The 23,919-nt window shown below is 62.7% G+C and carries 20 protein-coding genes and 2 pseudogenes; 6 read left to right on the forward strand and 16 right to left on the reverse strand.

What is annotated here, in order from left to right:
* Positions 1 to 76: 76 nt before the first annotated feature.
* The 3 genes from NKI95_RS11815 to aptA all read right to left on the reverse strand — a co-directional run bounded on the left by NKI95_RS11815 (position 77) and on the right by aptA (position 3,208).
* Entirely contained in the window at positions 77 to 1,327 is a 1,251-nt protein-coding gene (locus tag NKI95_RS11815) for a Zn-dependent hydrolase (protein ID WP_352716885.1), read from the reverse strand.
* Positions 1,328 to 1,338: 11 nt separating this feature from the next.
* Positions 1,339 to 1,770, reverse strand: coding sequence for an endonuclease domain-containing protein (locus NKI95_RS11820; RefSeq protein WP_352716887.1), 432 nt, complete (start codon positions 1,768 to 1,770; stop codon positions 1,339 to 1,341).
* Between the two features lie 109 nt (positions 1,771 to 1,879).
* Entirely contained in the window at positions 1,880 to 3,208 is a 1,329-nt protein-coding gene (aptA, locus tag NKI95_RS11825; RefSeq protein ID WP_352716888.1) for an omega-aminotransferase AptA, read from the reverse strand.
* Between the two features lie 243 nt (positions 3,209 to 3,451).
* Between aptA and NKI95_RS11830 the strand changes: the two genes are divergently transcribed.
* Positions 3,452 to 4,093 (forward strand): TetR family transcriptional regulator C-terminal domain-containing protein, encoded by a 642-nt coding sequence (locus NKI95_RS11830; protein WP_352716890.1) that lies wholly within the window; start codon positions 3,452 to 3,454, stop codon positions 4,091 to 4,093.
* A gap of 363 nt (positions 4,094 to 4,456) precedes the next feature.
* Here the strand turns inward: NKI95_RS11830 and NKI95_RS11835 are convergent, their stop codons facing one another.
* The gene (locus NKI95_RS11835) at positions 4,457 to 5,329 is read right to left on the reverse strand and encodes a helix-turn-helix transcriptional regulator (RefSeq protein WP_352716892.1); all 873 of its coding nucleotides are present in this window, start codon (positions 5,327 to 5,329) and stop codon (positions 4,457 to 4,459) included.
* A gap of 106 nt (positions 5,330 to 5,435) precedes the next feature.
* Here NKI95_RS11835 and NKI95_RS11840 point away from each other — a divergent pair.
* Both NKI95_RS11840 and NKI95_RS11845 read left to right on the forward strand, forming a co-directional pair.
* Positions 5,436 to 6,286, forward strand: a pseudogene (locus tag NKI95_RS11840) (SDR family NAD(P)-dependent oxidoreductase).
* Entirely contained in the window at positions 6,283 to 7,005 is a 723-nt protein-coding gene (locus NKI95_RS11845) for an SDR family oxidoreductase (RefSeq protein WP_352716893.1), read from the forward strand. The pseudogene NKI95_RS11840 and the gene NKI95_RS11845 overlap by 4 nt, the downstream one beginning before the upstream one ends.
* Positions 7,006 to 7,032: 27 nt before the next feature.
* Here NKI95_RS11845 and NKI95_RS11850 read toward each other — a convergent pair whose 3' ends face one another.
* The 6 genes and pseudogenes from NKI95_RS11850 to NKI95_RS11875 form a co-directional block, all read right to left on the reverse strand.
* Positions 7,033 to 7,410, reverse strand: coding sequence for a DoxX family protein (locus NKI95_RS11850; protein WP_352716895.1), 378 nt, complete (start codon positions 7,408 to 7,410; stop codon positions 7,033 to 7,035).
* Between the two features lie 60 nt (positions 7,411 to 7,470).
* Entirely contained in the window at positions 7,471 to 7,929 is a 459-nt protein-coding gene (locus NKI95_RS11855) for a carboxymuconolactone decarboxylase family protein (protein ID WP_352716897.1), read from the reverse strand.
* Between the two features lie 13 nt (positions 7,930 to 7,942).
* Complete coding sequence (locus NKI95_RS11860) at positions 7,943 to 8,461, reverse strand: RrF2 family transcriptional regulator (protein WP_352716898.1); 519 nt, start codon at positions 8,459 to 8,461, stop codon at positions 7,943 to 7,945.
* Positions 8,462 to 8,562: 101 nt separating this feature from the next.
* Positions 8,563 to 9,876 (reverse strand): NAD-dependent dihydropyrimidine dehydrogenase subunit PreA, encoded by a 1,314-nt coding sequence (gene preA, locus NKI95_RS11865; RefSeq protein ID WP_352717103.1) that lies wholly within the window; start codon positions 9,874 to 9,876, stop codon positions 8,563 to 8,565.
* Positions 9,877 to 9,878: 2 nt separating this feature from the next.
* Positions 9,879 to 11,243: an NAD(P)-dependent oxidoreductase gene (locus tag NKI95_RS11870; protein ID WP_352716900.1), complete on the reverse strand. Its 1,365-nt coding sequence runs from the start codon at positions 11,241 to 11,243 to the stop codon at positions 9,879 to 9,881.
* A gap of 140 nt (positions 11,244 to 11,383) precedes the next feature.
* A pseudogene (locus NKI95_RS11875) lies at positions 11,384 to 12,100 on the reverse strand (gamma-glutamylcyclotransferase).
* Between the two features lie 173 nt (positions 12,101 to 12,273).
* Between NKI95_RS11875 and NKI95_RS11880 the strand changes: the two are divergent.
* A complete protein-coding gene (locus tag NKI95_RS11880) occupies positions 12,274 to 13,050 on the forward strand; it encodes a VOC family protein (RefSeq protein ID WP_352716902.1) in 777 nt (258 codons plus the stop codon).
* A gap of 118 nt (positions 13,051 to 13,168) precedes the next feature.
* Here NKI95_RS11880 and NKI95_RS11885 read toward each other — a convergent pair whose 3' ends face one another.
* A complete protein-coding gene (locus NKI95_RS11885) occupies positions 13,169 to 13,675 on the reverse strand; it encodes a hypothetical protein (protein WP_352491127.1) in 507 nt (168 codons plus the stop codon).
* Positions 13,676 to 13,856: 181 nt separating this feature from the next.
* On the opposite strand from NKI95_RS11885, the gene NKI95_RS11890 reads away from it, so the two are divergent.
* Positions 13,857 to 14,249, forward strand: coding sequence for a DoxX family protein (locus NKI95_RS11890; RefSeq protein WP_352716904.1), 393 nt, complete (start codon positions 13,857 to 13,859; stop codon positions 14,247 to 14,249).
* A 15-nt stretch (positions 14,250 to 14,264) separates the two neighbouring features.
* Here NKI95_RS11890 and NKI95_RS11895 read toward each other — a convergent pair whose 3' ends face one another.
* Together NKI95_RS11895 and NKI95_RS11900 are read right to left on the reverse strand one after the other, a co-directional pair.
* Positions 14,265 to 16,706 carry a GcvT family protein gene (locus NKI95_RS11895; RefSeq protein WP_352716906.1) on the reverse strand — a complete coding sequence of 814 codons (2,442 nt, stop codon included), beginning with the start codon at positions 16,704 to 16,706 and terminating at the stop codon, positions 14,265 to 14,267.
* Between the two features lie 83 nt (positions 16,707 to 16,789).
* Positions 16,790 to 18,328, reverse strand: coding sequence for a trimethylamine methyltransferase family protein (locus NKI95_RS11900; protein ID WP_352716907.1), 1,539 nt, complete (start codon positions 18,326 to 18,328; stop codon positions 16,790 to 16,792).
* A gap of 218 nt (positions 18,329 to 18,546) precedes the next feature.
* Here NKI95_RS11900 and NKI95_RS11905 point away from each other — a divergent pair, with 218 nt between their 5' ends.
* Positions 18,547 to 19,137 carry a transglycosylase SLT domain-containing protein gene (locus NKI95_RS11905; RefSeq protein WP_352716909.1) on the forward strand — a complete coding sequence of 197 codons (591 nt, stop codon included), beginning with the start codon at positions 18,547 to 18,549 and terminating at the stop codon, positions 19,135 to 19,137.
* 14 nt (positions 19,138 to 19,151) lie between these two features.
* Here the strand turns inward: NKI95_RS11905 and NKI95_RS11910 are convergent, their stop codons facing one another.
* The 3 genes from NKI95_RS11910 to NKI95_RS11920 all read right to left on the reverse strand — a co-directional run bounded on the left by NKI95_RS11910 (position 19,152) and on the right by NKI95_RS11920 (position 23,843).
* Positions 19,152 to 21,575: a dipeptide ABC transporter ATP-binding protein gene (locus NKI95_RS11910; RefSeq protein ID WP_352716910.1), complete on the reverse strand. Its 2,424-nt coding sequence runs from the start codon at positions 21,573 to 21,575 to the stop codon at positions 19,152 to 19,154.
* 64 nt (positions 21,576 to 21,639) lie between these two features.
* Positions 21,640 to 22,797: an ABC transporter permease gene (locus NKI95_RS11915; protein ID WP_292663612.1), complete on the reverse strand. Its 1,158-nt coding sequence runs from the start codon at positions 22,795 to 22,797 to the stop codon at positions 21,640 to 21,642.
* 11 nt (positions 22,798 to 22,808) lie between these two features.
* The gene (locus NKI95_RS11920) at positions 22,809 to 23,843 is read right to left on the reverse strand and encodes an ABC transporter permease (protein WP_292663614.1); all 1,035 of its coding nucleotides are present in this window, start codon (positions 23,841 to 23,843) and stop codon (positions 22,809 to 22,811) included.
* Between the last annotated feature and the right edge of the window lie 76 nt (positions 23,844 to 23,919).

Genomic DNA, 23,919 nt, shown 5'->3' on the forward strand with positions numbered 1-23,919 from the left:
GGAAAATGCACCGGCATTGCCAGTCCCCCTCCCCCTTGTGGGGAGGGGTTAGGGGTGGGGGTACGGCGCCAACATCTCACTCTACAATCACCGCCGTGTCGACCACCGCATGGAACAGCACGTCGGCTCCCGCCGCTGCCCATTCCTTGGTGATTTCCTCGGCCTCGTTGTGGCTGAGACCGTCGACGCAGGGACACATCACCATTGCAGTGGGCGCAACGCGGTTGATCCAGCAGGCGTCATGGCCGGCGCCGGAGACGATGTTGCGATGCGTATAACCCAGGCGCTCCGCCGCATCCCGCACAGCCTTGACGCAGCCCGCGTCGAAGGTGACCGGGTCGAAATGGCCGACCTGATCGATTTGATATTTGATGTCGAGCGCGTCGCAGATCGTGTCGATGCCTTCGCGGATGCGGCCATCCATGGCGTCCAGCACCTCCTTTTCCGGCGAGCGGATGTCGATGGTGAAGACGGTGCGTCCGGCGATGATGTTGCGCGAGTTCGGATAGACCTCCATGTGGCCGACCGCGCCGACGGCGTCGGGCTGATAGTCCATGGCGATCTCGTGCACCAACTCGATCACCCGCGCCATGCCGAGCCCGGCATTGCGCCGCTTCGGCATCGGCGTCGAGCCGGTATGCGCCTCCTTGCCGGTCAGCGTCACCTGCAGCCATTTCAGTCCCTGGCCATGGGTGACGACACCGATGTCGATGCCCTCGTCCTCGAGGATCGGGCCCTGCTCGATATGCAATTCGAAGAAGGCGTGGATCTTGCGCTCACCGACTTTCTCGGTGCCCTTCCAGCCGATCCGTTCGAGCTCCTCGCCGAATTTCTTGCCATCCTTGTCGACATGCGAATAGACGTCGGCCTGATCGAGCACGCCGGCGAAAACGCCGGACGCCATCATGGCCGGCGCAAAGCGCGCGCCTTCCTCGTTGGTCCAGTTGGTGACGACGATCGGATGCTTTGTCTTGATGCCGAGATCGTTGAGCGAGCGCACGACCTCCAGCCCGCCGAGCACGCCGAGCACGCCATCATACTTGCCGCCGGTCGGCTGGGTGTCGAGATGGCTGCCGACATAGACCGGTGGCAGATTGGGATCGGTGCCCTCGCGGCGGGCAAACATCGTGCCCATCTCGTCGACGCCCATTTCGAGCCCCGCCTCATCGCACCAGCGCTTGAACAGGTGCCGCCCTTCGCCGTCCTCGTCGGTCACGGTCTGGCGATTGTTGCCGCCAGCAATGCCGGGGCCGATCTTCGCCATCTCCATTATCGAATCCCACAAACGGTCTGAATTGATTCGCAGATTCTCGCCGGGGGCGGCCATATTCTAAAACCTCATTGGTTGCAGGCGTCCCCCTCCCCCTCGAGGGGAGGGTGGCCGCGAAGCGGTCGGGTGGGGTCGGCTGACATGCGCGCGACCTTCTCCTTGACCACCTGTGCGACATGCCAAGCGCTGTTTATGACATCCGGCTCATCGACGCGAAAGATATCGAACCCGAGCGACCGCAGATAGGCATCACGGACGGCGTCGTGCCGTTTGCCTTTCTCCTGTTCGTGCAGATCACCATCGACTTCAACGACCAGCTTTACCGCAAGGCAGGCAAAGTCGACGATATAAGGTCCGATCGGACACTGGCGCCGGAATTTCATCGCAGCCGATTTCAATTCGCGCAGTTCATACCAAAGCAGCGATTCGCCTTTGGTCGCATGCACTCGAAGCGCGCGCGCCTTTTGGCGCATTTCGAAGCTCACGCGGGTCTGGGGCATCACAGGCACCTATGCGGCCGAAGGTCAGGCTGGCGCACTGCCGCACCGACCCCACCCGGCCGCTTCGCGGCCACCCTCTCCTCGAGGGGGAGGGAAAGCTGCGCCTGGTTCAATCCACCGCCCTCAGCACTTCACGCACGTGGTCGATCAATTCGTTGATCTGGCCCTTGGTGATGATCAGCGGCGGCGACAGCGCGATGATGTCGCCGGTGGTGCGGATCAATGCACCGCGCTCGAACGCCTTCACAAAAGCCGAGAAGGCGCGTTTCGTCGGCTGCCCGGCGATCGGCGCCAGCTCGATTGCGCCGATCAGGCCGATGTTTCTGATATCGATGACGTTCGGCTCGCCCTTCAGCGAGTGCAGCGCGTCCTCCCAGTACGGCGCCAGTTCCTCACCGCGCGTCAGCAGCCCCTCTTCCTTGTAGGTGTCGAGCGTGCCCAGCGCCGCCGCGCAGGCGATCGGATTACCCGAATAGGTGTAGCCGTGGAAGAACTCGATCATGTGCTCGGGGCCGGTCATGAAGGCGTCGTGGATTTCCTTCTTGACGAACACCGCGCCCATCGGGATGACGCCATTGGAGACGCCCTTGGCGGTGGTCATGATATCCGGCGTGACGCCGAAATAGTCGGCGGCGAACGGCGTGCCGAGGCGGCCAAAACCGGTGATGACCTCGTCGAAAATCAGAAGAATGCCGTGCTTGGTGCAGATCTCGCGCAGCTTCTGCAGATAGCCCTTCGGCGGCAGGATGACGCCAGTGGAACCGGCAACCGGTTCGACGATGACGGCGGCGATGGTCGAAGCGTCGTGCAGGGCGACGATGCGCTCCAGCTCGTTCGCCAATTCCGCGCCATGCTCGGGCACGCCCTTGGTGAAGGAGTTCTTTTCCGGCAGATGCGTGTGTGGCATGTGATCGACGCCGCCGAGCAGCGTGCCGAACATCTTGCGGTTGGTGACGATGCCGCCGACCGAGATGCCGCCGAAATTGACGCCGTGATAGCCGCGTTCGCGGCCGATCAGGCGGGTACGCGAGCCCTCGCCTTTTACGCGGTGATAGGCGATCGCCATCTTCAGCGCGGTCTCGACCGATTCCGATCCGGAATTGGTGAAGAACACATGGTCCATGCCCTTCGGCGCGATATCTACCAGCCGGTTCGCCAGCTCGAACACGATCGGGTGGCCCATCTGGAAGGCCGGCGCATAGTCGAGCTCTGCCGCCTGGCTCTGGATCGCCTCGGTGATCTTCGGACGGCAGTGGCCGGCATTGACGCACCACAGGCCGGCGGTGCCGTCGAGAACCTTGCGCCCGTCGCTGGTCGTGTAATGCATGTCCCTGGCCGACACCATCATGCGGGGCGCCTGCTTGAACTGCCGGTTTGCCGTGAACGGCATCCAGAATGCGCTGAGATCGTTCGGCGTGACTTTCAGCCGGTTGGACATGACCAAGACTTCCCCTTGTAACCTGATTCGGTGCGGCTAACGCCTGGTCTTTCCAACACTTGGTCTTTGCTGTGTTTTCGTGCTACGCAAATTTTTGACCGGTTGGACAAACGTTAGCACCGCTCTATCAGCGGTCAAGGGATTACTAGCGGAAATGCGGCTTTCGAAGTGCGCTCCACAGGGCGGAGAAAAACTGGTCCAGAGAATTGGTCCAGACACTCCTCGCGGCGAAGGTTTTTCGAGGTGACGGGTGCGGTCGAAAGCTCCGCTCCTCGCCGCACCCGCATCCAGCTGGAAAAGCGCGAGCTCATCCTCGAGGCGGCGCTCGAAGTCTTCTCGACCAACGGTTTTCGCGGCTCGACCATCGACCAGATCGCCGAAGCCGCCGGCATGTCGAAGCCGAACCTGCTCTATTATTTCCGCCGCAAGGAGGACATCCACGAGACGCTGATGCAGCGGCTTCTCGACACCTGGCTGGCGCCGCTGCGCGAACTCGACGATATCGGCGATCCCTTGACGGAACTGCGCAGCTACATCAGGCGGAAGCTCGAAATGGCGCGCGATTTCCCGCGAGAGAGCCGGCTGTTCGCCAACGAGATCCTGCAGGGCGCGCCGCGCATCATGCCGATGCTGGAGGGCGAGTTGAAGACGCTGGTCGACGAGAAAGCCAACGTCATCAAGGGCTGGATGCGCGCCGGCAAGATTGCCCGCACCGACCCCTGGCACCTGATCTTCTCGATCTGGGCGACGACGCAGCATTATGCCGATTTCGACGTCCAGGTCCGCGCCGTGCTCGGCCCCGACCGCGGCGGCGACGGCCGCTTCGAGGATGCCGCAAGGTTTCTCGAGCAGCTGTTCATCGACGGGCTGAGGCCGAAGGGCTGAGGCAAATGGTTTGACTGGTGGAGGGCCGGTTGCAGTCGATATTCGCGTTCGTTCCAGTGGGCTGTCGCAAACCGTGGAGATTAGCCGAAGCTCCTCAGCTTCGCCATCCTAGGGCGTAGCAGCCGCGAAGCGGCGTCGCGGAGACCCTGGGATCCATGCCGTGAAATCAACCGAGAAATGCAGCGGAGCAGAACTCTGCACCGCAGCAGCGCTCTGAGGTCACGGCATGGATCCTGGGGTCTGCGCCGCGTCGCTTCGCTCCTTGCTTCGCCCCAGGATCACGAAGTTGAGGGCTGCGGCCACAGCGTTATGCGCTGCGTCGCTTCGCTCCTGCTGCGCCCCAGGATGACGAAGCGATGGGCATCACGCGCTGCGCCGCTCGGCCGGAAGCGTCTCCAGCAGCTGTTCGAGCTTCGCGATCGAGTTCTGCTCGGCGAGCGGCGTGTAGACGATCAGCTTTATGTCCGACCCGTCGTCGATCGACAGGCTCATATGCTCGAAAGCCATGGCGCCCGCTATCGGGTGTCGGACATGCTTCACACCCGATAGGTTGCGGGCCACGTCGCGCAGCGGCCACCAGGCGCGAAACTCCGGGCTCGAGCGCGTCATCAGCGCGATCAGCCGCTCGAAATCCGGATCGCCGACATATCTGGCGCTTTCTGCCCGGAATGACGCCAGCACGGCACGCGCCAATTCCTCCCAGTCGACGAGCAGGCGCCGATGCTGCGGGCTGGTGAAAACCATGTGGACGATGTTACGGGCATCGCCCTCCAGCAGGCCATAATCGCCGAACACGGCTGCCGCCGCCGGGTTCCAGGCCAGCACGTCCCAGCGCCGCCCGACGACATACGCCGGCTGCAGGACCAGGCTCTGCAGCATGTGCAGCAACGGGCCATCGACCTTTTCCGGCGCGTCGACGCGACGCTCCGGCTGCGGTCGGCCGGCGAGAATAAACAGATGCCGTTTCTCGGCCGCGTCCAGGCGCAGCGCTTGGCTGAGCGCCGTCAGCACTTCCACCGACGGCCTGACGTCGCGGCCCTGCTCCAGCCAGGTGTACCAGGTCGTGCCGACGCCGGCGATCATCGCCACCTCTTCGCGCCGCAGCCCGGGTGTGCGCCGGCGCAAGCCGGTCGAGATGCCCGTGGCCGAAGGCGTCAGCCTTTCGCGCCGCGAACGCAGAAAGGCGCCAAGCTCGCGGCGGCGGCTGTCTTCGGCGGAATGCGTCGTGGAATCCATGGCCGCTATTATAGCAGTACCGATACCAGGATAAAGTTTGAACTGTTTGGCAAGTGGCTGGTGCCCCATCTTTCCGCTCAGAGCGAATGAGATGGAGGCTCTGAACATGGAACTGAAAGACAAGACAATTCTTATCACCGGCTCGACCGACGGCGTCGGCCGCGTCGTCGCGCAAAGGCTCGGCGCCGGCGGCGCCCGTATCCTGGTGCATGGCCGCGACGCGACAAGGGGCAAGGCGACGGTGGCCGAAATCGAAGCCGCCGGCGGCAAGGCCGAGCTGCTTGTCGCCGACCTCTCCTCCCTGGCGGAAGTCCGCCGCCTCGCCGAGGCCGTGCGCGCAAGGACCAAGCGGCTCGAAATCCTCATCAACAATGCCGGCGTCGGCACCGCCGGCCCAAAGGCGAAACGGCAGGTCAGCGCCGACGGTTATGAGCTGCGCTTTGCCGTCAATTATCTCGCCGGCTTCCTGCTCACCACGGAGCTGCTGCCGCTGCTCAAGGCCAGCGCGCCGACGCGCATCGTCAACGTCGCCTCGGCAGGCCAGCAGGCGATCGATTCGACGACGTCATGCTGACCCGCTCCTATGACGGCGTCCGTGCCTACTGCCAGAGCAAGCTGGCGCAGATCATGTTTACCCTCGATCTGGCGGAGCAGCTGAACGGCACCGGCGTCACAGTCAACAGCCTGCATCCGGCAAGCTACATGAACACTACGATGGTGCGGCAGGCGGGCATCACGCCGTGGAGCTCGGTCGAAACCGGCGCCGAAGCGATCATCAACCTCGCCACATGGCCGGCGCTCGAAGGGCGGAGCGGGCTCTATTTCGACGGCCAGAGAGAATCCCGCGCCGATGCGCAAGCCTATGACGCTAAGGCGAGGCAGCAGTTGCGCGAATTGAGCCTCGGCCTTGTCGGGCTCGCACCCGCTTCCGCAACATCGAAGAAAGAAAATTCATGATCGAGAAAACCAGTCACACCGTGGTCGTCGGCGGCTCCTCCGGCATCGGCCTCGCCACCGCGAAAAAGCTGCTCGGCCCGGGCATGAAGGTGACGATCACCGGGCGCAACCGGGAAAGGCTCGACAATGCATGGCACAGCCTTGGCGGCGCGGTCGAAAGAGCTGCCTTCGATGCCGCGAAGCCGGACGAGGTTCGCCGGTTCTTCAGCGATCTCGGCCCTTTCGATCACCTGGTGCTGGCTGCCAGCGGCGGCAAGGGGCTCGGCCCGTTCGAAACGCTTGACCTGACCGACATCGGCGGCGGCGTCGACGAGAAGGTCCGGCCACAGCTCTCCTGCCTGCAGGCCGCCTTGCCGACGCTGAACAAGAGCGGTTCGGTGACTTTCATCTCGGCGGTGTCGGCGCAATTGTCGGCGCCGGGTGTCGCCGGCATCGCCGCCGTCAACGGCATGCTGCTGACCGTGGTGCCGATCCTGGCGATGGAGCTGAAGCCGTTACGCGTCAATGTCGTGGCACCGGGTGTCATCGACACGCCATGGTGGGATTTCCTGCCCAACGATCAGCGGCAGGCGGTGTTTGCCGAGTATGCCGGCAAGACGCCGGTCGGCCGTATCGGCCGGGCCGAGGACGTCGCCGAGGCGATTGCGTTCCTGGTTTCGAACAGCTTCGTCACCGGCCAGGTCCTGACCTGTGATGGCGGCTTGCGGTACGCGGCGTAACGGGCTACGTCGACGCGATGATCGCTGTCAAAGCAAGTGCGCGATCAGCGCCAGAAATCCTCCGGTCAGCGCGACGTTGCCGACAAAGCCATTGATACGGGACGCGCGCTCGGGCCCCTGGTGATCCCAGAAGTTATGGAACATCGGCGTGGCGACAATCAGGAACAGGATCAGGCATGCCGCCGCCGGAGCGGTCCAGATGCCCGCGATCACCAGCACTCCGGCGACGATCTGCAGGACAATCCCCAGCCACAGCACCAGCCGTGCCTGGGGCACGCCGCGCGTCGTCATCAATTGGGTCACAAAGGCCGCGTTCTGAATGTTGCGCAGGCCGGCAAAGACAAAGGCGCCGCCGAGCAGCAAGCGGGCGGCGACTAAAATCTCACTATCAAAGTTTGAAAACATGCTGTCGGTCCTTGGGCAGAAAAGAGGCGCGCGGCGCTAGGCCACGCGCCTGGTCCATGGTCAAGCGGCCATGATCGCCGGCATCGGATGGATTGCATGGAACGGAACGCAAAGCCGATTCCAGGTGTTGATCATGCCGAGCGCAACCGACAGCTTGACCAACTCTTCCTCCGAGAAATGCTTGAGCGTCCGTGCATAGAGTTCGTCCGACACACCGTTGTCGGCGATCCTGGTCAGCGCATCGGTCCAGGCGAAGGCTGCGCGTTCGCGCTCTGAAAACAGCGGCGATTCCTTCCAGGCGGAGACGAGATAGATCCGCTGCTCGCTTTCGCCGTCGCGGCGCGCTTCGCGGCTGTGCATCTCGACGCAATACGAGCAGCCGTTGATCTGCGACGCCCTGAGCTTGATCAGATGCAACAGGCTTTTTTCGAGCCCGCATTCGTCGACTGCCTTGTTGAGCGCCGACACCGCCTTCATGATCTCCGGCGCCGCGCCGAAAAATTGCAGCCTCTGTTTCATCGTCTGTAGCCTTTCATGCTTGCTTGGTTGAACTTGATTTCTGCGGCCGCTGGTGGCGCTCGACGAAGGCACAGTTGGCGGCGACCGAACGGGGATCGGCATCGGCCGTGTATTCTGCCACGATGTCGGAAAGCCGGGCGTCGGCGAGCGCGGCGCGATAGGCACGCTCGGCCTTCAGCATGGCCACGTTGATGCCGCAAGGTTTGACATAGACCGAGGCATCGAGCTTCGCTGGACCGCGCTGGCGGATTTCGGCGCAGCGGAATGCCGGTTCGCGCCCCTCGACGGCCAGTACGATATCGAGCAGCGTTATGCGCTCCGCCGGCCGCGCCAGCCGGTAGCCGCCGGACGGCCCCGGCACCGATTCCAGAATGCCCGACGCAGTCAGTGCGTTGAGATGCTTAAGCAGATAGCTCGGCGACAGCCCGAACGCTTCAGCCATCGCAGCACCCGGCAAGGTCGCGGCGCCATCAACGCCGGCAAGCATCGCGGCGCAATGAATGGCCGCTTCGACGCCTTCGCCCAGCTTCATTTCGCTCTCCTGTTCATGGATATAGATTATCGTGGATAATTTTTATCCGCAATAGGAAAATTAAAAAGCGGCGCCCGTGAACGCCGTTTTTTTTCGCAATGCTATTCCGCCGCCACCTTGGCCATCGGATTGTTCGGGTGCGTCGTCCAGTTGGCATAGATCGGCGATACCGGCTTGCCGGTGCGCTGATCCATCACACCGACCGCCAAAGGCTCCATGGTGATGCAGTTCTCGACCGGACAGACATTGACGCAGAGATTGCAGCCGACGCATTCGGCCTCGATCACCTCGAAATGCCTGACGCCGTCCACCATGCTGGTGATCGCCTGGTGCGCGGTGTCCTCGCAGGCGATGTGGCAGCGGCCGCATTTGATGCAGGCGTCCTGGTCGATATGCGCCTTGGCGATGTAGTTGAGGTTGAGATACTGCCAGTCGGTGACGTTGGGCGTGGCGCGGCCGATGATGTCGTCGAGCGTGGCATGGCCCTTCTCGTCCATCCAGTTTTCCAGGCCGGCCATCATCTCCTGCACGATCTTGAAGCCATAGGTCATCGCCGCCGTGCACACCTGCACATTGCCGGCGCCGAGCGCCATGAATTCGGCGGCGTCACGCCATGTGGTGATGCCGCCGATACCGGAGATCGGCAGGCCCTTCGTTTCAGGGTCGCGCGCGATCTCGGCCACCATGTTCATGGCGATCGGCTTCACCGCCGGACCGCAATAGCCGCCATGCGAACCCTTGCCGTCGATCGTCGGCTCCGGTGCGAAATTGTCGAGATTGACGCCGGTGATCGAATTGATGGTGTTGATCAGCGACACCGCATCGGTGCCGCCGGCAAGAGCGGCGCGTGCCGGCTTGCGTATGTCGGTGATGTTGGGCGTCAGCTTGGTGATCACCGGCATGCGGGTGTTGGCCTTGCACCAGCGCACCACCATTTCGATGTATTCCGGCACCTGGCCGACCGCCGCACCCATGCCTCGTTCCGACATGCCATGCGGGCAGCCGAAATTGAGCTCGATGCCGTCGGCGCCGGTCTCCTCGACCACCGGCAGGATCGCCTTCCACGCGTGCTCCTCGCAAGGCACCATCAGCGAGACGACAATCGCCCGGTCCGGCCAATCCTTCTTGACCTGCTTGATCTCGCGCAGGTTGACCTGCAGGTCGCGGTCTGTGATCAGCTCGATGTTGTTGAGGCCGAGCAGACGACGGTCGGCGCCCCAGATCGCGCCGTAGCGCGGACCGTTGACGTTGACCACCGGCGGCCCCTCTTCGCCGAGCGTCTTCCAGACAACGCCGCCCCAGCCGGCCTTGAAGGCGCGTATGACATTGTAGGCCTTGTCGGTCGGCGGCGCCGAGGCCAGCCAGAACGGGTTCGGCGACTTGATACCCACGAAATTGTTGCGGATGTCTGCCATGCTCATGCCCTCCCGTTCGAGGTCAGTGCCCGATGAATGCTTTCCGCCGCGTCGCGGCCTTGCGCGACGGCCGAGACTGTCAGGTCGTCGCCGCCAAAGATGCAGTCGCCGCCGGCCCAGACGTTTGGCAGCGACGTGCGGCCTTCGGCGTCGACCTTGATGCGGCCGGCTTCCAGCGCGATCTCCGCACCGCTGCCGTTGAGCGCAGCCGGGACAAAGCTCTGGCCGATTGCCTTGAACACCTGGTCGGCGGTCAGCGTCAGCCGCTCGCCGGTGCCGACGAGCCGGTCGCCGTCCATCGCGGTGTATTCGAGCTCGATCGCCGACACCTTGCCGCCGTCGGCAATGACCCGCTTCGGCTGCAACCAGTGCCGGATGATGACGCCGTTGGCGGCAGCCAGATCCTGCTCGAATTCGGAGGCGTTCATGTGCTCGGGGCCGCGCCGATAGCAGATCGTCACCTCTTCGGCGCCGAGCAGCTTCGATTGCACCGCCGCGTCGATCGCCGTCATGCCGCCGCCGATGACGACAACACGCCGGCCGACTGGCAGGCTGGCCAGATCACTGGCCTGACGAAGCTCCGCAATGAACTCGACAGCATTGGTGACGCCTTGCGCCTCCTCGCCATCCGCTCGCAAGGCATTGACGCCGGCAAGCCCCATGCCGAGGAACACCGCATCGTAATTCCTGGTCAGGTCCGACAGCTGGTAATCACGGCCGAGCGCCTTGCCGTTCTGGATGTCGATGCCGCCGATCGACGTGACATAGTCGACTTCGGCCTGGGCGAAATTGTCGACGCTCTTATAGGCCGCGATACCGTACTCATTGAGGCCGCCGGGCTTCGGCCGGGCTTCCAGGATGGTCACGTCATGGCCGTAGCGGGCGAGCCGATGCGCGGCTGCAAGCCCGGCCGGTCCGGCGCCGACCACGGCGACCGTTTTGCCGGTCGGTTCGGAGCGCTTGTAGAACTGCTTGCTTTCGGCCATGGCGACATCGGTGGCATAGCGCTGAAGGCGGCCAATCTGCACCGGCTTGCCTTCTGCCACCTCGCGCACGCAGACCTCTTCGCACAGCGTCTCGGTCGGGCAGACGCGGGCACACATGCCACCCAAAATATTCTGGTCGAAAATCGTCTTGGCTGAGCCGATCGGATTGCCGGTCGAAATCTGGCGGATGAACAGCGGGATGTCGATCGAGGTCGGGCATGCATTCATGCACGGCGCGTCATAGCAGAAATAGCAGCGATCGGACTCGACCAGTGCCTCGTGATGATCGAGCGGTGGATGCAGGTCGGCAAAATTATCGGCATATTGCTCCGGCGAGAGCCGCCCGCCGGCAATGCCTTGCTTGAACTGGCCTTCTGGCATCATCAGTTCCCCATGTTCTTGTTTTGGGGAAGGCTAGCACGTTTTATTTTTTTATCAATTGGTCAATTTTCGGCGCAAGCAACTGAAAAGCTTCAACAAACATGACGATAATAGTCATGTTTTCCAAACGGCCATGCGCGTCACGAAGCAGTTACGGAACCGCGTTCAAGGGTGTTGCCGTGAATGGAGAGGATCTCCTTCGCGACGAGTTCCTGCAGCCGCCACAGATTGCGGTCCCGAATGCCGAATTCTTCCAGGTGACTGACGGTGTTGTAGAGGTATTCGGCACCGGATCCGACATGCCCGCAGGCTCTCGCCAGCACCCGCGCCACCTTTTTCAGCGGCTGGTTGAGCGAGGTGCCCCTGCCGGTTACGCCGACCCAGAAGCCCAACGCCCTGGCTGTGCCTTGGGCCGTGTGCACGGGAAGCCACCTGACCGAACCGATGCTCTCGCGGTCGTCGATCTCGCGCCGCAACAGCCTTTCGACCTGCAGCGGTTTTTTCGCCTTCCGGCAAGCGGTAGATGACGCCGTTGCATCGCCCGCCCCGCTCGAGCGCCATCATCAGCCCGGGCTGCTCGACGCTGCCGCGCCAGCGGACCATGTCGAGACAGAAGGACCGGTGCCAGCCAAACGTGGTAGCGCGTTGCGTTCGACGGACTCGAAGGCCGGCTTCCAGATCAGCGAACCATAAGCGAACACCCATAAGGGGGCCTTGTCTGCTTCGCCTGAGAGACGCAAGGCAAGAGCCCGGAAATCTTCGTCGGTCAGCTGCGTCCAGCTGCGGTCGGGGCCGAGATCGGTCTCTTCCCGATGGCACAGTGCGACAAGTTCGGAAGTGAGCGACATCCGGCGCATGGATCAACAACCCCTCGTTGACTGCAAGCAAAATCGAAAACCGCAGGGCGCGCAACCCGGTAACATTTCCAATTTGCCGTCATCTTTTTTGGTTGGCTGTCGGATTTTCGTCGTGAAGATCGTCTTAGAATAGATCGCGCATGATCGATGTACAAACCGCAAGGAGCACGACAATGCCACAGTCCCCGATGCCCTTCTTCTGGTACGAGCTGATGACCACCGATCTCGACGCCGCCGAGGCGTTTTACACCTCCGTGGTGGGCTGGCGGGGGCAGCCATTCGAAGGGGCCCCGGGCATGCCGCCCTATATCGTGATGAATGTCGGCGAGCGCGGCGTCGGCGGGCTGATGACGCTGCCCGAGGACGCGCGCAAGATGGGCATGCCGCCGGCCTGGATCGGTTATATCCTCACCAGGGATGTCGATGCCGCAACGGCCTCCCTCAAGAAGGCTGGTGGCGCGGTTCACCGCGAGCCCGACGACATTCCTGGCGTCGGCCGCTTTGCCGTCGTTGCCGATCCGCAAGGCGCGATGTTCAACTTCCTGCAGCCCAGCGGCCCCGACCAGCCGCCGCTACCGTTGGCGACACCCGGCAACATCGGCTGGCATGAGCTCTATACGTCAGACTGGAAGGCGGCGTCCGATTTCTATTCCAGCCAGTTCGGCTGGGAGAAGGGCGACGCCATGGATATGGGTCCGATGGGCGTCTACCAGCTCTTTGCCTTCGGCGGCGAGCCCGTTGGCGGTATGATGAACAAGCCCGAGCAGATCCCGGTCCCGGTCTGGCAGTTCTATTTCAACGTGCCCGGCATCGACGCGGCAGCCAAGCGTGTCACCGACAATGGCGGCAAGATCCTGATGGGTCCGATGGAGGTCCCCGGCGGCAGCTGGATCGTGCAGTGCACGGACCCGCAAGGCGCCCATTTCGCGCTAATGGCACCGGTGCGGTAGCAACGTCGCGTCGCGATTGGCGAAACCGGCAGCAAAAACCGATCTCCCCCCTCGAGGGGGGAGATGTCCGGCAGGACAGAGAGGGGCGCTGTCCCTCCAACCTTACGCTCTTTGAGAACTATTCCGGCGTCAGCACGGAAACTTTGAGATCGGGCTTCTTGGCGCCGCTGAGCTGGATGGTCGCCGGGCCGGCGGCTAGCTTGAAGCGCACGCTCTTGCGGATCCCCGGACAGGTTTTTATGCCACTGAAAGCCGCCGACTTCACCGCTTTACCGTCCTGAACGACATCGATCCAGGCCTCATCAGACAGGCTGATCTGGAGCTCTCCCTCCGGGGGCACGGCCACGCTCGCCGTCGCGCCGAATGTACCGGCTGCCGGCGCGCGTTCCGGCGGAACGGTGAAGCTGATCGTGCCGACCGGCGCCAACGCCACATCTGCAGCCTCGCCGACCGAAAGGTCAGCGCCGGACTGCGCGGCGGGCGCCGCCGCAAACAGGGCCTCCTCGCGCGTCACCGGCCATTTGAAAGCAGCACAGCCGGCGTCGTCGGCCATGGCGACGCTGGTGCCTGCAAGGATGGCGAATAGGCTGACGACGACTTTTCTCATGGCAAACGGAACCCACATGGTTTGGAGTGTCTGGATCTCAGTACAACTATAGCGGTTTAAATACAACCCTGGAGAGAAAAATATTGAAAGGACGAGGAACATTTCCATCACTGATTGTTGATGGCGGGGCCATGCGAAGTGAATGGTCCCCTGCCGGGCGATAATCTATGGCCGGTTCGGGGGTAAAATGGAGTCTTAGATGAAGCTTTTCGACGGCCTTGCCAGATATCAGCCGCAGGCTCTGGCCGCATTGCGCATCATGACGGCACTGCAATTCATCGAACATGGTACGCAAAAGCTGTTCAATTTTCCCGCCGGCGACCATGCCGGTACATTGACCGGGCTGACGCTGACCGCTGGCCTCCTCGAATTCGTGGGCGGCATTCTCTTGGCGCTTGGGCTCTTCGCCCGGCCGGTCGCCTTCCTCCTGGCTGGCGAGATGGCGATCGCCTATTTCATGGCGCACATGCCGCGCGACTTCTTCCCCATCAACAATGGCGGCGCTTCGGCGATCTCGTTCTGCTTCATTTTCCTCTATCTGGTGTTTGCCGGTCCGGGTGCCCTGGCCCTCGACAACCGGCGCAACAGCTGAGGCGTCGGCGCGTCTTCACCCGCGCATCCGCTCGAAATTGGCGTCGAATAGCGGCGCCGATTGCATGCGCGCTGCATGACGTTTGCCCAGGACCTCGATCTCGAAACCGTCGGCCTCATCGGCGATCTCCTTCGGTACATAGCCCATGGCGACAGATTTCTTGGAATGATGTGCGTAGCCGCCCGACGTGACCCAACCGCGCACGGCACCGCCATGCCAGATTGGCTCGTCGCCGATGACGTCGGCATCGACAGTATCGACGACAAAGGCCCGCAGCCGCAGTCTGCCGCCTTGCTTGCGCTCGGCCAGCGCCGCCTGCTTGCCGATGAAATCGGCCTGCTTGCCGTAGGCGACGAAGCGGTCGAGCCCGGCTTCCAACGGCCCGTAGATCGGCCGGTATTCGCGCGCCCATGAGCCGTAATTCTTCTCAAGCCGCAGCGCATTGAGCGCGCGCGAGCCGAACAGGCCGATGCCGAATTCCTCCCCCGCGGCCATCAAGGCTTGCAATGCCGCACGCTGATATTCCGGAGCGACCCAGATTTCGTAGCCGAGATCGCCGGTGTAGCTGACGCGCCCGACCAGGCATGGCGCCATGCCGATGTCCATCCTGCTGATGGCCATGAACGGAAAGGCCGCATTCGACACGTCCGACCGTGTGACCTTTGCCAGCACGTCGCGCGCGCTCGGCCCGGCGATCGACAAGCCGGTGAGCTTTGCCCCGAGCGCCTCGATGCTGACAGAGCCGTCCTTCGGCAGATGCGCTTCGAACCAGCGCATGTGGTACTGCTCGGCGACGCCGGAGCCGGCCAGGAACCAATCGTTATTTTCAGAATTTGGACCGCCGAGATTGGCCAGCGTGAAATCGCCAATCAGCCTGCCGTCTTCCTTCAGCATCGGCGCCAGCGTCATGCGGCCGGGCCTTGGCAGGTTGCAGGCAAGCAAGCGGTCGAGCCAGGCTGCAGCGCCCTCGCCGGTTACCCTGTATTTGGCGAATGACGAGATTTCCGACAGGCCAATGCCTTGCCGAACCGTCTCCACTTCTTTCGCGACATGCTCAAAATCGTTCGACCGGCGCCAGGAGAATTCGTCCTTGACGCCTTCGGGCGCGTACCACAGCGGCACCTCCAGCCCATAGGCGACCCCCCATTGCGCGCCCTTGGCCGACAACAAATCGTAGACCGGCGTCGTCTTGAGCGGCCGTCCAGCCGACAGCTCCTCGTTCGGGAAGCGGATCGAAAACCGCCGCGAATAGTTTTCGCGCACCTTGGCGTTGGTATAGGCCATCGTCGCCCAGTCGCCGTAGCGCGACACATCCATCGCCCAGATATCGGCGCCGGGATCGCCTTCGATCATCCAGTTCGACAGCGCCAGCCCGACGCCGCCGCCCTGCGAGAACCCCGCCATGACACCACAGGCCACCCAGAACCCCGGCAGGCCGCGCACCGGCCCGATCAGCGGATTGCCGTCCGGCGCGAAGGTGAAGGGCCCGTTGATGATCTGCTTGATGCCGGTGTTCTGGAAGGCCGGGAAATGCCGGAAGCCGACCTCCAGCGACGGTGCGATGCGGTCGATGTCGGGTTCGAGCAGCTCGTGGCCGAAATTCCATGGCGTCTGGAACTCGGACCACGGCTTGTTGGCCTTTTCGTAGGTGCCCATCAGCATGCCGCCGCGCTCTTGGCGCAGATAGAGCTCGCCGTCGAAATCGACGGCATGGATGATCTCTGTGCCGGTCTTTTGGTTCCAGGCAGCGACTTCCGGCATGTCCTCGGTGATCAGGTACATGTGCTCCATCGCCAGCACCGGCAGCTCCAGCCCGACCATGCGGCCGACCTCGCGCGCCCACAGGCCGCCGGCGTTGACGACATGCTCGGCCACCACCTCACCCTTGTTGGTAATGACACGCCACAGGCCGTCGGCGCGCCGCACAATATCCTCGACCTTGGTGAAACGCTCGACCTCGGCACCAAGCTTCCTCGCCGCCTTGGCGTAGGCGTGGGTAACGCCGGACGGGTCGAGATGACCGTCCTCCTTGTTGCGAACGGCGCCGACGAACTGCTTGGGGTCGAGCAGCGGCATCAGCTCGGCCGCCTCATCAGGCGATATCTCCTCGAGCTCGATGCCGAGATAGCGGCCCTTGGCGACGACGCCGCGCAGCCAGTCGAGCCGCGCCTCGGTCGCCGCCAGCAAGACGCCGCCAGTCAGATGCACGCCGGTCGCCTGGCCGGACAGTTCCTCGATCTCCTTGTAGAGCGAGATTGTGTATTTCTGCAGCTTGGCGACATTGGGGTCGCCATTGATCGTGTGCATGCCGCCGGCCGCGTGCCAGGTCGAACCGGAGGTCAGCTCGTCGCGCTCCAGAAGCACGATGTCGGTCCAGCCGTGACGGGCCAGATGGAACAGCACGGAGCACCCGACGACGCCACCGCCGATGACCACGACCTTTGCATGCGATTTCATGGGATTCTCGTCATTTCAAAGAGTTGGTTTGGTTTCATGATTCTGTAGGAGAAGAGAATGAATCTGAACAAGAAGAGCAGCGCTTAAGGCTCGCTTTGCCCGATCGCTTCCTTGCGCTTGGCCACGTACGCCTCAAGCGCCTCGCGCCTGGAGATTTCCATCACCGGCTCGACATAGTCCTCCAGCGCCTTCTTCCACAGCCTCGTCGCCCGCGCCGTGGCATCGAGCCCGCCGGCCTCCTGCCAGGCCTCGAAATTCTGCCAGTTGGACAGCATCGGCTGGTAGAAGGCCGTGGCGTAGCGCTCCAATGTGTGCGGCTCGCCGAAGAAGTGGCCGCCGGTCGGAACCGCACCCAGAGCCTCGACGGCAAGCTCGGCCTCGTTGACTTCGATCGGGCGCAAAAACTCCATCATGTGCTGGATCATCTCGACGTCGATGATGAACTTTTCGAACGACGCTGTCAGTCCGCCCTCCTGCCAGCCGGCGGCATGGTAGACGAGATTGCCGTGGCCGAGCACCGCGCCCCACAGCGCCATCAGCGTCTCATAGGCGCCTTGCGCGTCGGCGGCATTGGAAGCCGAGCCCGGTGTCGTGCGGTAAGGCAGCTTGTAGCGCCGCGCCAACTGTCCGGACGCTATATTCGCCTTGGTGTTTTCAGGCGTGCCAAAAGCCGGCGCTCCCGATTTCATATCGACATTGGAGGTGAAGGCGCCATACATCACCGGCGCGCCGGGGCGGACGAGCTGCGTCAGCACCACGCCGAACAGCGCCTCGGCATTCTGCTGGGCGAGCGCGCCGGCAAGCGTCACCGGGCTCATCGCCCCCATCAGCGTGAACGGCGTCACCGCGACGGACTGGCCGAATTCGGCCATCGTCATCAGCCCCTCGGCCATCATCTCGTCGAAGCGGCGCGGCGAGTTGACCGAAATGATCGTGGTGACGCCGGGATCGTCGCGCATCTCGTCAAGCGTCAGTCCGCGCGCGATTGCCATCATTTCGATGCCGTCGAGCGCCCTGCCGCGGCCGATGGCCGAGACGTGAAAGCTTTTGTCGGTCAGTGTCAGATTGGCGAAATAGGTGTCGAGGTGACGGGAATTCGCCGGCAGTTCCATCGGCGCGCAGACCTGGTTGCCGAGCATGTGGATGCAGTTGAAGTGCTGCGCCAGCCGGACGAGATCGCAATAATCGCGCAAATTGCCGGCACGGCGGCCGCGCTCCATGTCGTGCACATTCGGCGGCCCGGCGACGAGCGTGAAGTTGATGGTATTGCCGCCGAGGTGGACGGCATGGGCGGGATTGCGCGGCGTCAGCGTGTAGCTGGACTGTGTCGTCTTCAGCGCTTCCTCGATCATGCCACGATCGATGCGGACGTTCATCGTGGCATGATCGACCTTGGCCCCGGCCTTCTCGAACAGCGACAGCGCCCGCGGGCTCATCACCTCGATGCCGAAATTCTCCAAAATATGCATCGACGCCTGGTGGATCGCCTCGATCTGGTCGGCCGAGAGCATCGCCATCGGCGGATACGGGTTTGTCACCCGCCTGAGCGGCAGTTGCGGGATGGCGGTCGGTCCCCTGTTGCTGGTTCGCTCGGCGCCGCGCTTGCGTCTTGGTTCGCTCATGCGGCGCATCAAAGCGCCGGCACGAAGATCGAGCTGTCAAGAATCCGCCACCTGCGGGCGTGATTTTAGCCAAGGCGCCATTGCGGGAATTTCACGTCGGTAAAAGCGACAACAAACGTCGGAATGTTCATACTTCCTCAGCGCCTGCCAAAGCGACTGACGAGCCGTTAAGAAACGCCGCAAGATTCCTTTTATGTTTTCGGCCTAATGCTCTTCCAATGCGTAGATCGAGTTTTAGTAAAATTGTAGCGATTGCCGTGCCGCTGACGCTTTCGGCCTGCGCGACGCCGCCGAACCACATCAACGATGTCTGCGCCGTTTTCGACCAGAACGATGGCTGGTTCGACAGTTGGCAGGCGGCGGCACAACGCGCCGAGCAGAAATACGGTGTGCCGGTTCCCGTGCTGATGGCGACGGTGCGCAAGGAATCCGGCTTCAAGAGCAATGCCAGGCCGCCGCGCACCAAGCTGCTGGGTTTCATTCCCTGGAAACATATCTCCAGCGCCACCGGCTTCTCGCAGGCGCTCGACGGGACCTGGGCGCAATACCAGAACGAGACCGGCAGCTGGGCGGCGCGCCGCACCAGGTTTGCCGATGCCGTCGATTTCGTCGGCTGGTATCATTCCAAGACCGCCGACACGCTCGGCGTCGCCCGCAACGACACCTACAATCTGTATCTCGCCTACTATCTCGGCTGGAACGCTTATAAGCGCGGCAATCGCGGCGACGCCGACGTGCAACGCTATGCGCACGCCACCGAGCAGATGGCGCAGGACTACGCCGCGCAGCTACGGCAATGCGCGCCCTAGCGTATTAACGGCTCTCAGCCGCCCTTGGGTTTGCGCGGCTTGCGCGAGGCGTCCTCGGCCTGGCGGCCGTCGCCGACAATCGGCGGCATGATTGGTGCCACCGGGCTGCCTGCAGAGCTTGAGGTGCCGCCGGTCTCTGAAACCTCGTCGCGAACCTCGTGACTTCGGGCTTTGGCGACCGCTTCGGCATTCTCCGCTGCCTGACCCTCGGCATCGGCTTCAACGCTGCCAGTCTTTCCATGCGGGCGCTTGGGCGGATCTCCGGCAAAGCCTGGGCCAACACCGTGGTTTGCATCCTCGGGCACGCCCTCATTCGCGGCGTGCTCCTTGTCGAATTTGATCACCGGCTCCATTTTCGCCAGCACGTCGTCGGACAGCCAGCACAGGCTCATATGGCCGTCGCCGAGATTTTTGACTGGCGGCACCTTGGTTTCGCAAAGATTGTCCGGCACCAGTTTCTTGTAGCCGCAGCGCGTCTGGAACGGGCAGCCAGAGGGCGGGTTCATCGCCGACGGAATGTCGCCTTCGAGCACGATGTGCCTTTTCACCACGCTGGTATCGGCAATCGGAATCGCCGACAGCAGCGCCTCGGTGTAGGGGTGATAGGGCGGCGAAAATATCTGGTCGGTCGTGCCTTGCTCGACGATATAGCCGAGATACATGACGACGACGCGGTCGGCGATGTAGCGCACCACCGACAGATCGTGGCTGATGAACAGCATCGTCGTCTTGTTCTTGCGCTGGATGTCCATCAAGAGCTCGGTCACCGCCGCCTGGACCGACACATCCAGCGCCGAGACCGGCTCGTCGGCCACCACCACCTTGGCGTCGCCGGCAAAGGCACGCGCCACGCCGATGCGCTGTTTCTGGCCACCTGAAAGCTGGCGCGGCTTGCGCGTCTCGAACGCCCTTGGCAGCTTCACCAGGTCGAGCAACTCCAGCATCCGCTTGCGGCGGTCGGCCACCGTGTTGCCGACATTGAACTTTTCCAGCGTACGGATGATCTGCGAACCGACCGAATGGCTGGGATTGAGTGTGTCGAACGGATTTTGAAACACCATCTGGATCGACGATACCGTGTCGACGGAACGCTTCTCGATCCCGGTCGACTGGATCTCCTTATTGCCGAGCTTCACGCGGCCAGAGCTTGCCGTTTCGAGGCCGAGCAGCACCTTGGCCAGGGTCGATTTTCCGCACCCGGATTCGCCGACGATAGCGACGGTCTCGGATTCGCGCGCCATGAACGAGATCGTCTCGTTGGCCTTGACGACGCGGCCCTCGCTCGAGCCGAACACTTCGCTGCCGCCGACCTTGTAGTACTTCCGGAGGTCTTCGATCTGGAGCACCGGCGCACCGGGCACCACCCGCTCGTTGACCTTCTTGGCGCCGGGCGGCAGCGCCTCCCAGTCGATTTCGTTGAAGCGCACGCAGCGCGAGAAATGCCCGTCATGGCCGTCGACCGCGATCATCGGAATTTCGGCGGCGTTGCAGACGCCCTCGACGAAATGGTGGCAGCGCGGGCCGAAATTGCAGCCCTTCGGCCGCTCGTGCGGTAGCGGCAACTGACCCGGGATGGATATCAGCGGCCGCGAATTCTTGTCGGCGCCCGGCAACGGGATCGAGCGGAACAGGCCTTGCGTGTAGGGATGGCGCATCCGGTCGAAGACGTCCTTGATCTTGCCCGTCTCCACCGCTTCGCCCGAATACATCACCGTGATGCGGTCGCAGGTCTCCAGGATCAGGCCCAGATTGTGCGACACGAAGATCATCGAGGTGCCGAACTTCTCGCCCAGCCCCTTGACCAGGTCGACGATACCGGCCTCAACTGTCACGTCCAGAGCCGTCGTCGGCTCGTCGAGCAGAAGCAGCGCCGGTTTCGACAGCAGCGCCATGGCAATGACGATGCGCTGCTGCTGGCCGCCGGAAAGCTGGTGCGGGTAGGAACGCATCATGCGCTCGGGATCCGGCAACTTCACCGCGCGCACCATTTCCAAAGCGCGTTTATAAGCTTCGTCCTTCGACACCTTGTCGTGGATCAGCGGCACTTCCATCAGCTGCTGGCCGACCTTCATCGCCGGGTTCAGACTGGCCATTGGCTCCTGGTAGATCATGGCGATCTTGTTGCCGCGGATGGCGCGCAGTTCCTCGTCGGACAGTTCTCCCATGTCCTTGCCCTGGAACTTGATCTTTCCGCCGACGATCTTTCCGATGTTGGAGAGGTCACGCATGATGCCGAGCGACACGGTCGACTTGCCGCAGCCGGATTCGCCAACGATGCCCATCGCCTCGCCGGGCATGACCGTGCAGGAAAAATCCATGACGGCCGGGATCTCGCCCTTGCGGGTGAAGAAGGAGATCGACAGGTTCTCGATCTCGATGATCGGCCCATTGGTCGGCCCATTGGTCGGCTTGGCGGGATTTCGAACTGCCTCATTCATGGGTCGCTCCAATCCTTGTTCTTCAGGCATGTCGGGCCGAACCCGGCATCGATCTTTCCCGGTATCAATCTTTCATCGACTGTTCGCGCAACGAATCCGCCAGGAGGTTGAGGCCGAGCACGAACGACATCAATGCGATCGTCGGCGGCAGCGCCGGGTGGATGAACGAGCGCAGCAGCCGGCTGGCATCCTTGATCGCCGTGCCCCAGTCCGGGCTTTCCGGCGCCAGCCCCAGCCCGAAATAGCCGAGCGTGCCGAGCAGGATCGTAGTGTAGCCGATGCGCAGGCAGGCGTCGACGATCAGCGGCCCGCGCGCGTTGGGCAATATCTCCCACAGCATGATGTACCAGGGCGATTCACCGCGCGTCTGCGCCGCCGCAACATAGTCGCGCGTTTTGATATCCATGACCAGACCGCGCACGATGCGGAACACGCCCGGGCTGGAGGCGAACACCACCGCCACGAAGATGTTGAGCTGGTTGGGATCGATGTGGATGATCTTGAACGGATCGGCATCGAAGACAAGGCCGGCATAGATCCAGCCGCCAACGACCAACGTCAGGCCAAGCAGGATATAGAGGCGGTCGGGGCGGTTCTTGTAGCGCGTCCAGAACAGCACACTGAAGAAGATGATCGGAAACAGGAAGAACAGCCCTGCCATCGCGTAGGGGATCGGCGTGTCCATGATGCCCGGCGTCACCAGCAGGTAGAACAGCAGGATCACCGGGAAGGCCAGCACAAGGTTTGCGAGGAAGGACAGCACCGTATCGATCTTGCCGCCATAATAGCCGGCCGGAAGGCCGAGCGTAATGCCGACCATCAGTGCAAAACCGGTGGCCGCCGGCGCGATGATCAGCACGATCTGGCTGCCATAGACCATTCGGGAGAACACGTCACGGGCGAGCTTGTCGCCGCCGAAGAGATAGGCGAGCCCCGATTGCGGATCGATTGCGCCAGGCAGCGCGTCCTTCATGATCGGCACCTGGGCGAGCGGATCGAAGGGCGCGACCGTCGATGCGAAGATCGCCGTGAACAGCCAGAACAGGCAGATGCCGACGCCGACGATGCCGACGCCGCTGTCGAAAAGCTGGCCGTAAAGGCCAAGCTTCTTCTTGTAGCCGAAGCTCGCCCCCATCACCAGGGCGAGAGCGATCCAGACCGGCCAGAAGCGGGTAAGCACGCCGAGTACGACGTTGAAGGCGCTGAGATATTCGACCTGCATCCGCTGGTCTCCTATTGAACTCTGATGCGCGGATTGAGGAACGCGTAGCCGACATCGGAGATGAGCTGTGTGATCAGGACGATAAACACCGAGACCAGCGAGCAGCCGAGCAGAAGATCGATGTCGTTGTTGCCGGCGGCCTCGACCAGCGTGTAGCCGAACCCCTGGTAGCGGAACATCACCTCGACGATGACGACGCCGGTGAGCAGCCAGGGAAACTGCAGCATGATGACGGTGAACGGTGCGATCAGCGCGTTGCGCAGAGCGTGCTTTATCACCACGCTGCCGAAGGAGAGGCCCTTCAGCCGGGCGGTTCGGATATATTGCTGTGTCATCACCTCCACCATCGAGGCGCGGGTCATGCGGGCGATGTAGCCGATGCCGTAGATCGCCAGCGTCATCACCGGCAAGGTGAAATTGTAGAAGGTGATGCCCTGGCTGGCCGAGGCCGCCGAACCGTTCAGCACGCCGAGCCAGGAGGCGAAGATGACGGTGAAGATGACGCCCGAAACATATTCGGGCGTCGCCGTCGAGGCGATCGAAGCCACCGACAACGTGCGGTCGGTGCGGGAGCCCTCGCGCATGCCGGCAAGAATGCCGATCAGGAGCGAGACGGGCACCATAACCGCAAGCACGCAGAGCATCAGTATGCCGGTCGCGCTGAGCGCCGGAAAGAGCTTTGAGGCGACCGTCGTCTTGAACTTGGTCGAGCAGCCGAAATCGCCCTGCAGGATGCCGGAGAATGTCGGCACGACCGGATCGTTGCAGAAGGAGAAACGCTGTGCGGGCTTGCCGGTCGCCGGGTCGGTCACCGGCTGCTTGGGCATGACGCCCAGCCATTGGCCGTAGCGGATAAAGAAATTCTGCCGATAGCCATGGTTGACCAGCCAAGCTTCAAGCTGCTCGGCCGAGGTGTGCATTTCGGTCTGGCTGATCGCCAGCTTTTTCAGATTGGGCCCGAGATTGACCAGGAAGAAGACGATCATCGTCAGACACAGCATCGTCAATGCCATGGTGCCGAGACGCCTGATAACGAAAGAAAGCATGGCGGTCCCCTGCCGGTCGGGTTGGGGGTTGGAACCGGTTTGCAAGCCGTGCCCTGCCGCCAGCGGCAGAACAAGC

This window comes from Mesorhizobium sp. M0306 (genome assembly GCF_040321655.1).
GTDB lineage: Bacteria > Pseudomonadota > Alphaproteobacteria > Rhizobiales > Rhizobiaceae > Mesorhizobium.

Excerpts from the sequence above, each read along its gene's own strand:
- NKI95_RS11845 (WP_352716893.1), top strand. The coding sequence starts at position 6,283 with ATGATCGAGAAAACCAGTCACACCGTGGTCGTCGGCGGCTCCTCCGGC.
- NKI95_RS11820 (WP_352716887.1), bottom strand. The coding sequence starts at position 1,770 with ATGCCCCAGACCCGCGTGAGCTTCGAAATGCGCCAAAAGGCGCGCGCG.
- NKI95_RS11860 (WP_352716898.1), bottom strand. The coding sequence starts at position 8,461 with ATGAAGCTGGGCGAAGGCGTCGAAGCGGCCATTCATTGCGCCGCGATG.
- NKI95_RS11880 (WP_352716902.1), top strand. The coding sequence starts at position 12,274 with ATGCCACAGTCCCCGATGCCCTTCTTCTGGTACGAGCTGATGACCACC.
- NKI95_RS11910 (WP_352716910.1), bottom strand. The coding sequence starts at position 21,575 with ATGAATGAGGCAGTTCGAAATCCCGCCAAGCCGACCAATGGGCCGACC.
- NKI95_RS11850 (WP_352716895.1), bottom strand. The coding sequence starts at position 7,410 with ATGTTTTCAAACTTTGATAGTGAGATTTTAGTCGCCGCCCGCTTGCTG.
- NKI95_RS11890 (WP_352716904.1), top strand. The coding sequence starts at position 13,857 with ATGAAGCTTTTCGACGGCCTTGCCAGATATCAGCCGCAGGCTCTGGCC.
- NKI95_RS11895 (WP_352716906.1), bottom strand. The coding sequence starts at position 16,706 with ATGAAATCGCATGCAAAGGTCGTGGTCATCGGCGGTGGCGTCGTCGGG.
- aptA (WP_352716888.1), bottom strand. The coding sequence starts at position 3,208 with ATGTCCAACCGGCTGAAAGTCACGCCGAACGATCTCAGCGCATTCTGG.
- NKI95_RS11915 (WP_292663612.1), bottom strand. The coding sequence starts at position 22,797 with ATGCAGGTCGAATATCTCAGCGCCTTCAACGTCGTACTCGGCGTGCTT.
- NKI95_RS11870 (WP_352716900.1), bottom strand. The coding sequence starts at position 11,243 with ATGCCAGAAGGCCAGTTCAAGCAAGGCATTGCCGGCGGGCGGCTCTCG.
- NKI95_RS11855 (WP_352716897.1), bottom strand. The coding sequence starts at position 7,929 with ATGAAACAGAGGCTGCAATTTTTCGGCGCGGCGCCGGAGATCATGAAG.
- NKI95_RS11815 (WP_352716885.1), bottom strand. The coding sequence starts at position 1,327 with ATGGCCGCCCCCGGCGAGAATCTGCGAATCAATTCAGACCGTTTGTGG.
- NKI95_RS11920 (WP_292663614.1), bottom strand. The coding sequence starts at position 23,843 with ATGCTTTCTTTCGTTATCAGGCGTCTCGGCACCATGGCATTGACGATG.
- NKI95_RS11885 (WP_352491127.1), bottom strand. The coding sequence starts at position 13,675 with ATGTGGGTTCCGTTTGCCATGAGAAAAGTCGTCGTCAGCCTATTCGCC.
- NKI95_RS11900 (WP_352716907.1), bottom strand. The coding sequence starts at position 18,328 with ATGAGCGAACCAAGACGCAAGCGCGGCGCCGAGCGAACCAGCAACAGG.
- NKI95_RS11905 (WP_352716909.1), top strand. The coding sequence starts at position 18,547 with ATGCGTAGATCGAGTTTTAGTAAAATTGTAGCGATTGCCGTGCCGCTG.
- NKI95_RS11835 (WP_352716892.1), bottom strand. The coding sequence starts at position 5,329 with ATGGATTCCACGACGCATTCCGCCGAAGACAGCCGCCGCCGCGAGCTT.
- preA (WP_352717103.1), bottom strand. The coding sequence starts at position 9,876 with ATGGCAGACATCCGCAACAATTTCGTGGGTATCAAGTCGCCGAACCCG.